This window comes from Streptomyces sp. 15-116A, assembly GCF_025290915.1.
Taxonomy (GTDB): Bacteria; Actinomycetota; Actinomycetes; order Streptomycetales; family Streptomycetaceae; genus Streptomyces.
The window spans coordinates 1-13,641 of record NZ_JAOCQE010000172.1; the positions used below are offsets into that span (position 1 = coordinate 1).

10 protein-coding genes are annotated in these 13,641 nt (G+C 70.9%); 3 read left to right on the top strand and 7 right to left on the bottom strand.

Annotated elements, in window-relative coordinates; genetic code table 11:
• The 6 genes from N4P33_RS23715 to N4P33_RS23740 all read right to left on the bottom strand — a co-directional run.
• Positions 1-483, bottom strand: a 483-nt coding sequence (locus N4P33_RS23715; protein ID WP_260828718.1) for a sugar O-acetyltransferase, incomplete at its 3' end; no start/stop codon positions are given.
• Positions 484-611: 128 nt separating this feature from the next.
• Positions 612-2,651, bottom strand: coding sequence for a glycoside hydrolase (locus N4P33_RS23720; RefSeq protein WP_260828719.1), 2,040 nt, complete (start codon positions 2,649-2,651; stop codon positions 612-614).
• A 168-nt stretch (positions 2,652-2,819) separates the two neighbouring features.
• Positions 2,820-4,862 carry a beta-galactosidase gene (locus N4P33_RS23725; RefSeq protein ID WP_260828720.1) on the bottom strand — a complete coding sequence of 681 codons (2,043 nt, stop codon included), beginning with the start codon at positions 4,860-4,862 and terminating at the stop codon, positions 2,820-2,822.
• 66 nt (positions 4,863-4,928) lie between these two features.
• Entirely contained in the window at positions 4,929-6,272 is a 1,344-nt protein-coding gene (locus N4P33_RS23730; RefSeq protein ID WP_260828721.1) for an ABC transporter substrate-binding protein, read from the bottom strand.
• A 68-nt stretch (positions 6,273-6,340) separates the two neighbouring features.
• The gene (locus N4P33_RS23735; protein ID WP_260828722.1) at positions 6,341-7,288 is read right to left on the bottom strand and encodes a carbohydrate ABC transporter permease; all 948 of its coding nucleotides are present in this window, start codon (positions 7,286-7,288) and stop codon (positions 6,341-6,343) included.
• Positions 7,289-7,295: 7 nt separating this feature from the next.
• Complete coding sequence (locus N4P33_RS23740; RefSeq protein WP_260828723.1) at positions 7,296-8,222, bottom strand: carbohydrate ABC transporter permease; 927 nt, start codon at positions 8,220-8,222, stop codon at positions 7,296-7,298.
• 192 nt (positions 8,223-8,414) lie between these two features.
• On the opposite strand from N4P33_RS23740, the gene N4P33_RS23745 reads away from it, so the two are divergent.
• From N4P33_RS23745 to N4P33_RS23755, 3 genes are all read left to right on the top strand, one after another.
• A complete protein-coding gene (locus N4P33_RS23745; protein WP_399030028.1) occupies positions 8,415-9,488 on the top strand; it encodes a LacI family DNA-binding transcriptional regulator in 1,074 nt (357 codons plus the stop codon).
• A gap of 202 nt (positions 9,489-9,690) precedes the next feature.
• Complete coding sequence (locus tag N4P33_RS23750) at positions 9,691-11,229, top strand: MFS transporter (RefSeq protein ID WP_260828726.1); 1,539 nt, start codon at positions 9,691-9,693, stop codon at positions 11,227-11,229.
• Between the two features lie 138 nt (positions 11,230-11,367).
• On the top strand, positions 11,368-12,441 hold the full coding sequence (locus N4P33_RS23755) for a glycoside hydrolase family 5 protein (RefSeq protein WP_260828724.1): 1,074 nt from the start codon (positions 11,368-11,370) through the stop codon (positions 12,439-12,441).
• 53 nt (positions 12,442-12,494) lie between these two features.
• Here the strand turns inward: N4P33_RS23755 and N4P33_RS23760 are convergent, their stop codons facing one another.
• Positions 12,495-13,139, bottom strand: a complete 645-nt coding sequence (locus tag N4P33_RS23760; RefSeq protein ID WP_260828727.1) for a CBS domain-containing protein — start codon at positions 13,137-13,139, stop codon at positions 12,495-12,497.
• Positions 13,140-13,641 lie beyond the last annotated feature (502 nt).

The following is a 13,641-nucleotide window of genomic DNA, read 5'->3' on the forward strand; positions in this document are numbered from 1 at the left end:
GCCGACCGTGACGCCCGGCAGCAGGATCGCGCCCGCCCCGATCCACACGTCGTCCTCGATGCGCACCGGTGAGGAGAACTGGCTGCCGTCGCGGCGCAGTTCGGGGTGCACCGGGTGGCCGGTGGTGGTGATCGTGACGTGGGGCGCGAACATCACGTGGTTGCCGACGAACACCTCCACGTCGTCAACGAGGGTGAGGCCGAAGTTGACGTACACGTTGTCGCCCAGGTGTACGTGGGAGCCGTAGGCGACGTGCAGCGGCGGCTCGATCCACACGCCCTCGCCCACCGAGCCGAGCAGCTCGGCCAGGATCGTCCTGCGGGCCTCCTGGTCACGCGGGCCGGTGTCGTTGTACTTCGCGGCGAGCTCCTTGCCGCGCAGCCGCTCCTCCTCCAGGCGCTCAAGGCCGGGCGCGGCGTCGGTGTACAGCTCGTGGCGGGCCATGCGGCGCCTTACCTCGCGCTCGGGGTCGTCGGATGTCACCGGTCCTCCGGGGCTGGGTCAGGGGGTGGATGCGGTGCGGCGGCACCAGCGCAAGGAGTCCGGCGGCACCGTCGCACGGAGTCCGGTCGCACCGCCGTGCGGCGGTGCGACCGGACCGGCAGGGGCGGTCAGCCGGTCACGTCGGTGACGGTCCAGCGCTGGTTCGCGCCCGAGTTGGGCTCCCAGGTCGTGACCGCGGCGCCCTCGTGGGTGGCCTGGCCGCCGACCTCCAGCAGGCGTCCCGTCGCCGCGTTGATCAGTGTCCAGGTGCCGTCACCGGTGCTGGACATGATCCACTCGGCGGCCTCGTCCCGTCCTCCGGTGGCGGGTTCGGCCACCGGGACGTCGTTGCGCACGGCCAGGCGCTGGGCGCCGTCCGGGGTCGTGAAGACGTAGCGGTCCCGCACCCCGTCGTCGGGGCGCACCGCGCTCAGCCGCCACCGCTGGGAGGCGGAGTCGTTCCCGGTACCGATGACGAGGTTCGTGCCGCCGTCCGCGAGGGTCAGCGCCTTGCCGCTCTGCACGCCGGTCAGCGTGTAGGTGTGGCCCTTGCGCAGCAGCGGGGCGTCCGCGGCGACACCGGAGACGCCCTCGACGACGAAGGACGTCACCGACTGAGCGGGCACGGTGAACGTGGCCGCACGGCCGGCGACCTTGATCGGGTGGTGCCGCTCCAGCTTGCCGTCGGCGCTGGTCACCACCGGGGTGACCGTGGCGTTCCGGCTCACCGTGCGGAACTTGGACAGGTCGATGGTGACTTCACGCGCACCGGCGGTGCTGTTGACGTGGACCAGCGAGGCGCCCCTGCCGTTCTTCGTCACCGCCGCGGCGCTGGAGGTGTCGTCCACCTTGATCAGCCGGTCACCGGGCTTGATGAAATGGGTGAAGTTGCGGGCGGTGTCGAACTTGGTGTTCGTGTGGATCGGGCAGGTCTCGAGGGTGTCCTCGGAGGTGCAGCTGAACGGAAGCTGGATCTCTCCCCAGTTGCCGCCCTTCGCCGACTCGCCACCAGGCCTCATGTTGTCGTAGTCCTCGACCGGCTGCCAGAACACCCAGGCCCGCGGCTCCAGTTCGCGCAGATCGTCGACGATGCGCTGGGCGAGCCCCAGCCCCGGGCGCATGTCGGTGAAGCTCTGCCCGTCGCCCCAGTCGCCCTCGACCTCGCTCATCCACAGCCGCTTGTCCCCGGCCTTCGACAGATCGCGCACGGTGGTGCGCTGTCCGGTGCCGTAGGTGTGGACGTTCATCTGGCCGACGAGGGCGCGGGCCTCGGGGGAGTAGGTGTTCCAGTTGCGGGCGAAGATCGAGGGGTTGGTCTCGTCCATGGCGGAGATCTTCGCCCCGGTCCTCGCCTTCCTCAGCGCCGGGGCGAGCGCGCGCAGCACCTTCTCCTGGAGCTCGGGGCCCATGTGGGCGCCCTCCTGGCGGCCGCCGACGGGTTCGCCGTCCGGGCCGAGACGGGTGCTCCAGTAGTCGGTGTTCGGCTCGTTGAAGGGGTCGACGGTGTCCACCGTGATGCCGTGCGCCTTCTCCAGCCGCTTGGTGGCGCCCGCGACATAGGCGGCGAAGTCGTCCACGGACTCGGTCTTCAGCTGGTCGGCGTTCGCGTCGAAGCCGCCGGAGACATAGCCGCTGACGGTCATGAACCAGGGCGGGGAGTTGCTGAAGGTCTCCCAGTGGGTGATGTCCTTCTTGATGCGGTCCACCCACCAGCGCTGGGTCGCGTCCGCCTCGGGGTTCCAGTCGGCGGGGTCGTCGGCGTCCCACCAGCCGGTGTCCTCCCGGGTGGTGCCCTCGGGCGCCTTCCACCAGCCCTCGACGGCTCCGCCGGCGCGCAAGTAGTCCTTCACGTCGGGGGCGTTGCCGCCGCCGATGTTGTAGCGGGCGATGTTCAGGGCGAGACCGTCGTCGCCGAACAGCAGCTGGGCGAGCCTCTCGCGGATCTCGGGCGGATAGTCGCCGGTGGCGTTGGCGAACCAGACGAGGCTGGTGCCCCAGCCCTCGAACTGCTCCTGCTGGTAGGAGGGGTCGGGACGGACGGTGAGGGACGGGGTGTCCGCCTCCGGCTGCGCGTTGGAGGCGGGGGCGGAGAGCAGGGCTGCCCCGGTGGCCAGGGCGGTGAGGCCCGCGGCTGTGAGGAGCCGTCTGCTGCGGGTGCGGCGTGCCATCAGTGTTGCTCCCAACATGGAAGGTGTGGTCGCGCTCTGGTGGTCCCTCCGGCCCTGCCGCCGTGTCGTGGGGCGGGGCGGCAGGACGAAAGGGGATGGCCCCGGACAGCGGGTGCGTGCCGGGTCCGGGGAGCTGTGGGGGTGCCTCTCGGACAGTGCCGGGTGCCTCTAGCCGGCCGGCTGACGCAGTACGGCGACGGCCCTCGGGCCGAGAACGAGCGTGCCGTCGGCGCCGGTGCCGCCGAGCAGGACGTCACCGGGCAGGCCGGGCACCTCGACGGTGCGGTCGGTGCGGTTCACGAGAAACAGGAACCGCTCGCTGTCCCGGCTGCGCACGGTGAGCTCGACCGATCCGCGGGCGGCGGCGGGCAGTTCGCTCTCCACCCCGGCCGGTCCCAGCAGCCGCGGCAGCAGCACGGTGAGCCCGTCGACGCCGAGACGGGTGGAGACGTACGCGGCCGAACCGCCGTTCGTCGCCCGCCGGGTGACCGCGGGCCGCCCGGTGTGCTCGCCGGTGCGGTAGCGGGCCAGGACCTCGGTCTCCGGGGAGGTGACCTCGATCCGGTCGGTCCACAGGCTGCCGGTCGTGGCGTCGTCCAGCTCCACCGTGTCACCGGCGAGCAGCGGGCCGAACTCCTCGATGCGGATGCCGAGCAGCTCCCGCAGGGCGCCCGGGTAGCCGCCCAGCCACACGTGGTCGTTCTCGTCGACGATGCCCGAGAAGTACGTCGTGATCAGATGGCCGCCCTGCTCGGCGTACCGGGTGAGGGACTTGGCGAGATCGGCGGGGACGACATGCAGCACGGGCGCGATCAGCACCTGGTGGCGGTGCAGATCGGCGCGGGTGGTGACGAGGTCGGCGCGGATGCCGAGGGCGAGCAGCGCCGAGTACCAGTCCAGCGCCTCCTGCCGGTACTCCAGCAGAGAGGTGGGGTGGGAGTCCTGCTCGCTGGCCCACCACGAGTCCCAGTCGAAGAGGATGCCGACCCGGGCGGGCTCCCGCTCGCTGCCCGCGACCGGCGCGAGCGTCCGCAGCGTGGCGCCGAGTTCCACCACCGCACGGAAGAGTTCGCTGTCCGCGCCGGCGTGCGGCACCATCGCCGAGTGGTACTTCTCGGCGCCGGCCGCCGACTGCCGCCACTGGAAGAAGCACACCGCGTCGGCGCCGTGCGCCACGTGCAGCAGCGCGTCGCGGGCCAGCTCACCCGGCCGCTTCGGCACGTTGACGGGCTGCCAGTTGACCGCGCTGGTGGAGTGCTCCATCAGGAACCACGGCCGCCCGCCCGCGATGCCGCTGGTCAGGTTGGCGGAGAAGGACAGCTCGTCGCGGTCCTGCGGACCGGGGTGCACGTAGTGGTCGTTGGCGACGAAGTCGACCTCGGTGGCCCAGTCGTCGTAGTTCATGCCCTTGGTGTTGCCCGTCACCATGAAGTTGGTGGTGACCGGCACGTCCGGGGTGAGCTCCCGCAGGATCTCCCGCTCGGCGCGCAGATGGTCCTTCAGCGCGTCCGACGAGAACCGCTTGAAGTCCAGCTGCTGCGTCGGGTTCGGGTGCGAGGCGGCCAGCCGGGGCGGCAGGATCTGCTCCCAGTCGGTGTAGTGCTGTGACCAGAAGGCCGTGCCCCAGGCGTGGTTGAGCGCGTCCAGCGTGGTGTAGCGGGCGCGCAGCCAGTCGCGGAACGCGCGGGCCGCGTCGTCGGAGTAGTCGTAGACGTTGTGGCAGCCCAGCTCGTTGTTGACGTGCCAGGCGACCAGCGCGGGATGGTCCGCGTAGCGGGTGGCCAGCTCCCGGACCAGACGCAGCGCGTAGGTGCGGAAGACCGGCGAGGTGGGCCGCCAGTGCTGGCGCGCCCCCGGCCACAGCGTCTCGCCGGTGGCCGTGACCGGGAGGATCTCCGGGTGAGCGGTGGTGAGCCAGGGCGGCGGGGAGGCGGTGGCGGTGGCGAGGTCGACACCGATGCCGCCCGCGTGCAGCAGGTCCATCACCTCGTCCAGCCAGGCGAAGTCCCAGGTGTCCTCGGCCGGTTGCAGCCGGGCCCAGGAGAAGATCCCCAGCGACACGAGGTTCACGCCGGCCTCGCGCATCAGCCGGACGTCTTCCTCCCACACGTCGCGGGGCCACTGCTCGGGGTTGTAATCGGCGCCGTAGACGAAACGACGGGCGGGGGCACCGTCCGTCCCGCCGCGACGGGACAGGAGGGTGGAGATCATGGATGTCCTTCCGGATGGGGGAGTGCGGCGGGGCGGCGCGCGGGCTGTACGCGCCGCCCGCGCGTGCTACTTCTCGACGGTGAAGCCCTGCTCGCTGCCGTACTTGATCGAGGCGTCCTGCCAGGACTTCAGCCCCTCGGCCAGCGTGGTGTCCGAGACGTAGGCCTTGCCGACGGTGTCGTTGAAGATCGAGTTGGCGTACACCTGGTACGGCAGGTACGACCAGTCGTCGGCGACGTTCGCGGCCGACTCGGCGAAGATCTCGTTGGCCTGCTGCCCGCCGAAGTACGGGAACTTCGTCTCCTGGAACTCCGTGGAGTTCAGCTGCTTCGTGGTCGCCGGGAAGGCGCCGTTCTTCACGCGGGTGTCCACGCCGGCACCGGCGTTCGCGTACTCGACGAACGCGTACGCGAGCGCCTCGTTCTTGCCGAGCTCGGGCAGCGTCAGGGCGCTGCCGCCGTTCTCGGCGCTCGCCTTGCCGCCCGCCTCCCACTGGGGCAGCGGGGCGACGCGCCAGTCACCGGCGGCTTCCTTCACCCCGGAGACGAGGTTGGCCGGCATCCAGGCGCCGGTGGCGAGCGTGGCGATGGTGCCGTCGCCGAGGCCCTTGTACCAGTCGTCGGACCAGCTGGTGACCGGCGCGAGCAGCTTCTCGTCGAGGAGCTTCTGCCAGGTGCCGGTGAACTTCTGGGCGCCCGCGTCGGAGAAGTCGACCTTCACCTTGGTGCCGTCGACCGTGTACGGCCGCGAACCGGCCTGCCACAGCAGGCTGGTGGTGAAGCCGGCGTCACCGGCGTCGTTGGTGATGTACGCCTTCGGGTCGGCCTTGTGCAGCTTGCGGGCGGCGTCGACGTACTCGTCCCAGGTGGTCGGCACCGCGATCTTGTGCTTGTCGAAGACCTTCTTGTTGTAGAACAGCGCCATGGGGCCGGAGTCCATGGGCAGTCCGTAGATGCCCTCGCCGCCGGCCTTCACGCCGTTCCACGGGCCGGGGGAGAACCGGTCGGAGAGCTTGTCCGCGCCGAAGCCCTTGAGGTCGGTGAGCTGCTCGGTCAGCGCGTACTGGCCCATGGCGTAGTACTCGACCTGGGCGACGTCGGGGACGCCCTTCTTGGCGGATATCGCGTTCTGCAGCGCCTTGTACTGGTCGTTGCCGGTACCCGCGTTGACGAGGTTCACCTCGACACCGGGATGGGCCTTCTCGAAGTCGGCGGCGACCTGCTTGAGCGTGGGTTCCCACGCCCAGACGGTGAGGGTGCCGCCCTTCTTCAGCGCGGCCTGGACGTCCGCCTCGGAGACCGCCTTGGTGCCGGAGTCCGAGTCGTCCGAGCCGCCGCAGGCGGTGGCGCCCAGGGCGAGGGCGCAGACGAGGCCGATGCCGCGCAGCAGGCGGCGGGAGTATCTGGGCATGGTCGAGCTTCCACTTCGTCGTGGTCGGGAAAACGGTGGCGGGTGAGGGTGGTCGAGGGGAGAGGGGGCTATTCCTTGACGCTTCCGGCGGCGAGCCCGGACTGCCAGTACTTCTGCAGCAGCAGGAACGCGGCGATGAGCGGCACGATGGTGAGCAGTGAGCCGGTGATGACCAGGTGGAACACCGGCTGGCCACCGGCCGTCGCGGCCTGGGCGTTCCAGCTGTTCAGGCCCAGGGTGAGCGGATACCAGTCCGGATCCTTGATCATGATGAGCGGGAGGAAATAGTTGTTCCACGTCGCGACCATGGTGAACAGCGAGACGGTGACGATGCCCGGCGCGAGCAGCGGCAGCGCGACCGTGAAGAAGGTGCGCAGCTCGCCGGCGCCGTCGATCCGGGCCGCCTCGAGCAGCTCGGTGGGGATCGCCTCACCGGCGAACACCCACATCAGATACAGGCCGAACGGCGAGATCAGCGACGGGATGATCACCGCCCACGGGGTGTTGGTCAGGCCCATGGTGCTGAACATCAGGAACGTCGGCACCGCCAGCGCGGTCCCCGGCACCGCGACGGCGCCGATGACGACGGCGAACACCGCCCGGCGCCCCGGGAAGTCGAACTTCGCCAGCGCGTAACCGCCCAGCACGGCGAGGAAGGTGGCACCACCGGCGCCCAGCACCACGTACAGCAGGGTGTTGAGCAGCCAGCGGGTGAACACCCCGTCGTCGTAGGTGAACGTCTCGGCGATGTTGTCCCACAGCGCGAAGTCGCCGTCGAACCACAGGCCGAACGAACGGGCCAGCCCCTCCTGGGACTTGGTGGCGCTGATGACCAGCCACACCAGCGGCACCAGGCTGTAGAGCAGCACCAGGGAGGTGAGCACGGTCAGCAGCACACTGCGCCGGGGACGGCCGGGGGAGTGACCGCGCCGGGGCGTACGCAGCCGCGGCACGGATCCGCGTCCGGCCGTGGACGCCGCGGAACCGGCGGAGGCGGGGGTGACGGTGGTCGTCATCGCTGCTTCACACTCCCTTGCGCATGCCGCGCAGCTGGACGACATAGGCGATGACCATGGTGATCAGGCCCATGACGATGGCGACCGTCGCGGAGTAGTTGTGCTGCTGGCCCGAGAAGGACAGCGAGTACGTGTAGAAGTTGGGGGTGTAGTCGGTGGTGATGGCGTTGGGTGCGAGCTTCTGCAGCACGCTGGGCTCGTTGAACAGCTGGAAGCTGCCGATGATCGAGAAGATCGTCGCGATGACGAGGGCGCCGCGGATCGCCGGCAGCTTGATGGCGGTGATCACGCGCCACTGCCCGGCGCCGTCGATCTCCGCCGCCTCGTACAGGGAGTGCGGGACGACCCTCAGCGCCGAGTAGAAGATCAGCATGTTGTAGCCGACGAACTCCCAGGTGACGATGTTGCCGATGGCGGTCAGCACCAGGTCGGGGGAGAGCGGGTCGGGCAGCGACACGCCGAGCGCGTCGTCGAGGTCGCCGACGAGGCCGAAGCGGGTGCCGTACATGAAGCCCCACATCAGGGTGGCCACCACGGCGGGCACGGCGTACGGCAGGAAGATCGAGATGCGGAAGAAGTTCTTGCCGTAGAGCCGCCCGCTGTCCAGCGCCAGTGCCACCAGCAGGGCGATGCCGAGCATGACCGGCACCTGGACGCAGAGGAACAGCGAGACCCGGCCGAGCGCGGCCCAGAAGTTGTCGTCCTTCAGGGCCTGTTGGTAGTTGTCCAGGCCGACGAAGGCCGTGCCGCCGATGAGCTGGTCGCGGAACAGGCTCAGGTAGAGCGAGTAGGCGATGGGCGCGAGGAACACCAGGGCGAACACCGCCACGAAGGGACCGATGAACCCCCACCCCGTCCAGGAGCGGCGGTCCCGTCGCGCCGGAGGCGGTGCCGACCGTGGCTCGGCGGCCACCGGCGGTTGCAGCGTCGTCATGTCGTTCCTCGCTCGTACGTCCCGGAGGTCCCCTCATGTTTACGTAAACATCGAGCGCCCGGGAAGAGGCCGGAGGCTGTTATGTTTACGTAAACATGCGGTGGCGGCATGTCTACACTGCCCCGAGGACGACGGTCAAGGGTCCTTCGAGACGGGGCGCGACCGCGGTGGCAGAGAGGTGGCGGACGGCACGTGGACACGGCTGAGGGAGTCGCCGGCGCGCGGGACGAGGGCACGCGGCGCCGGCGCGGGGCCAGGCTGCCGACCGCCTCCATGGCGGACGTGGCCCGGCTGGCGGGGGTCTCCTCGCAGACCGTCTCCCGCGTCTCCAACGGCTACGCCGGGGTGAACGAGGAGACCCGCCGGCAGGTGCTGGCCGCGATGAAGGAGCTCGGCTACCGGCCCAACAGCGCCGCCCGCGCCCTCAAGCGCGGCGAGTTCCGCACCATCGGCGTCATCACCTTCTCGCTCGCCACCACCGGCAATGTGCGCACTCTGGAGGCGATCGCCACCTCCGCCGCCCGCGAGGGCTACGCGGTGACGCTGCTGCCGGTCGCCATCCCGACCCAGGACGAGGTACGCGGCGCCTTCACCCGCCTCGAGGAACTCGCCGTCGACGCGGTGATCGTCATCATGGAGGTGCATCTGCTGGACGCGGCGACGATCCAACTGCCGCCGCACGTCCAGGTGGTGGTCGTCGACTCGGACGCGGGCGACCACTACACGGTCGTCGACACCGACCAGGCCGGCGGCACCCGCGCCGCGGTCGAGCACCTGCTCGGCCTCGGCCACCGCACGGTGTGGCACCTGGGCGGCCCCGAGGGCTCCTTCGCCGCCCAGCGCCGCACCGACGCCTGGCAGGCCGCGCTCACCGAGGCCGGGTGTGCGCCCCCGCCGCTGCTGCGCGGCGACTGGTCCGCCGAGTCCGGCTACCGGGCCGGACTCGAACTCGCCGCCCGCGAGGACTGCACCGCCGTCTTCGCCGCCAACGACCAGATGGCTCTCGGCCTGCTGCGCGCCCTGCACGAGCGGGGCCGGCGGGTTCCGGAGGACGTCAGCGTCATCGGCTTCGACGACATACCGGAGGCGTCCTCCTTCCTGCCCCCGCTGACCACCGTCCACCAGGACTTCGCGGAGGTCGGACGGCTCTGCGTGGAGGCGGTGCTGCGCAAGATGCGCCGGGAGGGCCCGGAGCGGGGCACGACCCTGGTACCGACCCGGCTGGTCCACCGCGCCAGCACGGCTCCGCCGCCGGGACGCGGCTGAGCCGGGACGGGGCGGCCGGTGCCATACGGTTTCGTACCGTGACGGCACGGGGCGGCCGGTGCCCGAGTTGCCTGTGTGACGCCCAGATGCGCCTCCCGGCGCCCGGTCGCAGACTGAACGGGTGAGCGGCACGATCGACGAGCGCGGCCGGACCGCGTCGGGGCCTCCCGCGGCGCCGCGGCAGTCCCTGGCACTGGCCGCGATGCTGTTCGCGGTCGCCATGACCTTCATCGACCAGACGATCGTCGCCATCGCCGCCCCGGACGTCGTCCACGAACTCGGCCTGTCGACCTCCGGCATGCAGTGGGTCGTCAACGCCTACCTGCTGGCACTGGCGGCGTTCTTCGCCCTCGGCGGCCGGCTCGCCGACCTCCTCGGACCGAGACGTGTGGTGATCGCCGGGACGCTGGTCTTCGTGATCTCCTCGGTGCTGTGCGGCTGTGTGCCCGAGGGGGACCTCGCGCAGACCTGGCTGATCGTCTTCCGGGCCACCCAGGGCCTCGGCGCCGCGCTGCTGTTCCCGGCCGCCCTGGCCGTGGTCGTCGCGGTCTTCCCCGTCGAGCGGCGCGGACGCGCGCTCGCCCTGTTCTTCGGCCTGTCCGGCGCCCTGACCGCCGTCGGCCCGCTGCTCGGCGGCTGGCTCACGGCGTGGACATGGCGCGCGATCTTCTGGGTCAACGTCCCCGTAGCGATCGTCGCGATCGTGCTGACCCTCATGGCCCGGGTCGCCGACCGGCCGCGCCGGGAGTCCCTGGACGTACCCGGCGCCGTCCTGATCGCCGTCGGCATGGGCCTGAGCGTGCTCGGCTTCCAGCAGGCCTGGGCCTGGGGCTGGGACAGCCCGGCGACCTGGGCCTGCGTCGTGGGCGGGCTGGCCGTACTGGCGGGATTCGTCCGCTACGAGCGGCGCGTCCGGCACCCGCTGGTCAACCTGCGGGTCTTCCGCGATCCCGCGTTCACGGCGGACGTCGCCGTGCTGTTCTTCGCGATGCTCGCGTTCGTCCCGCTGTTCTTCTTCGCCTCCGTCTACGCCCAGGTGTCGCTGAGCGCCTCGCCCAACCAGGCCGCGCTGTTCCTGCTGTACTTCTTCGCGGGCTTCGCCCTCGCGTCGCAGTGGGGCGGCCGGATCCTCGACCGGCGCGGCGCGCGTCCGGCGCTGAAACTGGGGGCCGTGCTCGGCGCCGTCGGCTTCGCGCTGTGGGCGGGCGAGATGACCGACCTGTCGATGCACTACCAGTGGCCCTACGCGGCGCTGGCCGGCGCGGGCATCGGCTTCATCCTCGCCCCGGCCTCCACGGACGCCGTCAACCGCTCCATCGGTGCCTCCTACGGGGAGGTCACCGGCATCACGCAGACCGTGCGCAACTACGCGGCGAGCGTGGGGCTGGCCGTCTACGGCACGGTTCTCACGCACGTCACCACCGACAAGGTGGTGAGCACCCTGCGGTCCCGGGGTCTGCCGCAGGAGGAGGCCGAGGACGTGGCGCGGCAGGTCACCGAGGCGGTGACCGGCAGCGGCGACACGCGCGTGCCGGAAGGCGGCGGCGCGGCGGCCGAGTCCATGCGGGACGTGATGACGGCGGTGCGGATGGATTTCGCCGAGGCGAACCAGTGGGTGTTCTACGGCATGGCGATCGCCCTGGGCCTCGCCTTCCTGTGCGCCCTGCGCCACCCGGGCGGCCGCGTGGAGACGGCGCCCTCCTCGCCGGAGGGCATACGCCCCGAGGTCCCCGCCCGCTGAGAGCGGCACCCGCTCTGCACCCTCTCGAAACGAAGAGGCTCTCCGACGGCTGTGCCGTGAACCTTGCCAAGCGGTCCCGGCTCTTGTTCCATGCCGGGTTAGGAAAGTTTCCTAACTTTGCGGATCGGAGCCCCCCACATGAGACCGGCACGTACTCACCGACGACGCCTCGCCGCCGTCACGGCGGCCTTCGGCGGCCTCCTCCTCGCCCTTGCAGCCGCCCCGGTCGCGCCCGCCGCCCCCGCGGCGTCCGCGGACCCGTTCGTGCCCGCCACGCCCGTCGAGGCCAACGGGCAGCTCGAGGTCTGCGGCACCAAGCTGTGCAACGAGCACGGCAAGCCCGTCCAGCTGCGCGGCATGAGCACCCACGGCACCCAGTGGTACCCGCACTGCCTGACCGGCGGTTCCCTCGACGCCCTCGCACGCGACTGGAAGGCCGACGTCCTGCGCGTGTCCACCTACGTCCAGGAAGGCGGCTACGAGACCGACCCCGAGCACTTCACCGACCTCGCCGACAGACTGATCCAGCAGGCCACCGACCGCGGCATGTACGTGATCGTCGACTGGCACATGCTCGACCCGGGCGACCCCCACGCCAACCTGTCCAAGGCCCGGACGTTCTTCACCGAGATCGCCCGGCGCAACCAGGGCAAGAACAACATCCTCTACGAGATCGCCAACGAGCCCAGCGGCGTGAGCTGGTCGCGCATCAAGAGCTACGCGGAGCAGATCATCCCGGTCATCCGCGCCGTCGACCCCGACGCGTCGATCCTCGTCGGCACCCGCGCGTGGTCCTCGCTCGGCGTCTCCGAGGGCGCCGACGAGTCCGAGGTGGTGAACAACCCGGTGCGCGCCGCCAACATCATGTACACGTTCCACTTCTACGCCGACTCGCACCGCGACGCGTATCTGGCGGCCCTCTCCCGCGCCGCCGACCGGATCCCGGTGTTCGTCACCGAGTTCGGCACCCAGAACTACGCCGGCGAGGGCGCGAACGACTTCGCGATGTCCCAGCGGTACCTGGACCTGATGGCCGACAAGAAGATCAGCTGGGTCAACTGGAACTTCTCCGACGACCACCGCACAGGCGCCGTCTTCAAGACCGGCACCTGCGACGCCGGCGGCCCCTGGACCGGCACCGCGCCCCTGAAACCGGCCGGGGTCTGGATCCGCGACCGCGTCCGCACCCCGGACCACTTCCCGGCCTCCTGACCAGCCATGACGCGCTCGCCCGTGCGACGGGGCCGCCGTCGGACGGGCGGCGCTCAGGAGGCGGTGTCCGGCACCGGCCGGAACTCCACGTCCACCACCCCGTCCACGTTCCGGCACAGCTTCTCCAGCTCCCGGGCCCTCGCCTCGGAGGACAGCCGCCCGCTGAGCACCACATGGCCGTGCGCCACGTCCACGTGCACCGCCGAGGGGGACTCGCCGAGCTCCTTGACCAGCACGTCCTCCACGATCTCCGTGCGGATGGCCTGGTCCTTGCGCACGAACACCCGCAGCAGATCGCTCCGGCTCACCACACCGATCAGACGCCCCTCCGCGTCGACCACCAGCAGCCGCTTGATGCCCTCCTGGGCCATCACCCGGGCGGCCTCCACCACGTCCCAGTCCTGCGACGCGCACACCGCCGGCGAGGTCATCAGGCCGGCCGCGTCGGTGGCCCAGGCCTTGGCGGCCCGGCGCCCCGCCTCCGGTGCGTCGACGGTGTCGTCCTCCAGCCGCCCCCACATCTTGTGCAGCAGGTCGGCCTGCGAGACCACCCCCACCGGGCGGTCCTCGGCGTCCACGACGGGGACGGCCGTGATGTCGTACTCGAGCAGCAGGTGCGCGATCTCCTTGAACGGTGTCCCGCCCTGGATACGGACGACCGCGTCGCTCATCACGTCGCGCACCTTCTGGTGGCTCATCGGGGTGCCGTCCTCTCTGCTCATCACCAGTGTCCACCAACATCATCCTCGGGCGCGACGCGTGCCGGGTCGGCTCACCGGCGCGCGTCCCCACATGGGTCGACGAGCGCATGACGGTCGGGTCACGCCCGGCACCCCCGCCGCGGAGCTCGCGTAACGCCGCCATCGGCCTCGTCCGCCCTGGCCCGCCCCCCTTCCGCCGACGGCAGCGCGAGGACGCAGGTCAACGGAAGATCACCCACCGGTCTCGGAGGCCCCTCGCCGTGGCCGCTTCGAGACGCAGCTGTGACGCTCCGTATCGCACGTTCCGATGTGCCCCGCCGTCACAGTCACAGAAGTCGGCCAACGCACCCAGGGGGCACCGAAGATGACATGGCACGGAACACGCAGGCTCGGCGAGGCGCTGCTGGCGCTCACGGCGGCGAGCGGTCTGCTGCTCACCGGCTGCAGCGGCGGCAGCGGCGGCAGCGACGACAGCGGCGGCGGCAGCGGCAGCGGCAGT

What these genes read in the sequence shown, in the direction of transcription:
- N4P33_RS23720 (WP_260828719.1), bottom strand. Translation starts at nt 2,651, where the DNA reads ATGGCACGCCGCACCCGCAGCAGACGGCTCCTCACAGCCGCGGGCCTC.
- N4P33_RS23725 (WP_260828720.1), bottom strand. Translation starts at nt 4,862, where the DNA reads ATGATCTCCACCCTCCTGTCCCGTCGCGGCGGGACGGACGGTGCCCCC.
- N4P33_RS23730 (WP_260828721.1), bottom strand. Translation starts at nt 6,272, where the DNA reads ATGCCCAGATACTCCCGCCGCCTGCTGCGCGGCATCGGCCTCGTCTGC.
- N4P33_RS23735 (WP_260828722.1), bottom strand. Translation starts at nt 7,288, where the DNA reads ATGACGACCACCGTCACCCCCGCCTCCGCCGGTTCCGCGGCGTCCACG.
- N4P33_RS23740 (WP_260828723.1), bottom strand. Translation starts at nt 8,222, where the DNA reads ATGACGACGCTGCAACCGCCGGTGGCCGCCGAGCCACGGTCGGCACCG.
- N4P33_RS23750 (WP_260828726.1), top strand. Translation starts at nt 9,691, where the DNA reads ATGCTGTTCGCGGTCGCCATGACCTTCATCGACCAGACGATCGTCGCC.
- N4P33_RS23755 (WP_260828724.1), top strand. Translation starts at nt 11,368, where the DNA reads ATGAGACCGGCACGTACTCACCGACGACGCCTCGCCGCCGTCACGGCG.
- N4P33_RS23760 (WP_260828727.1), bottom strand. Translation starts at nt 13,139, where the DNA reads ATGAGCCACCAGAAGGTGCGCGACGTGATGAGCGACGCGGTCGTCCGT.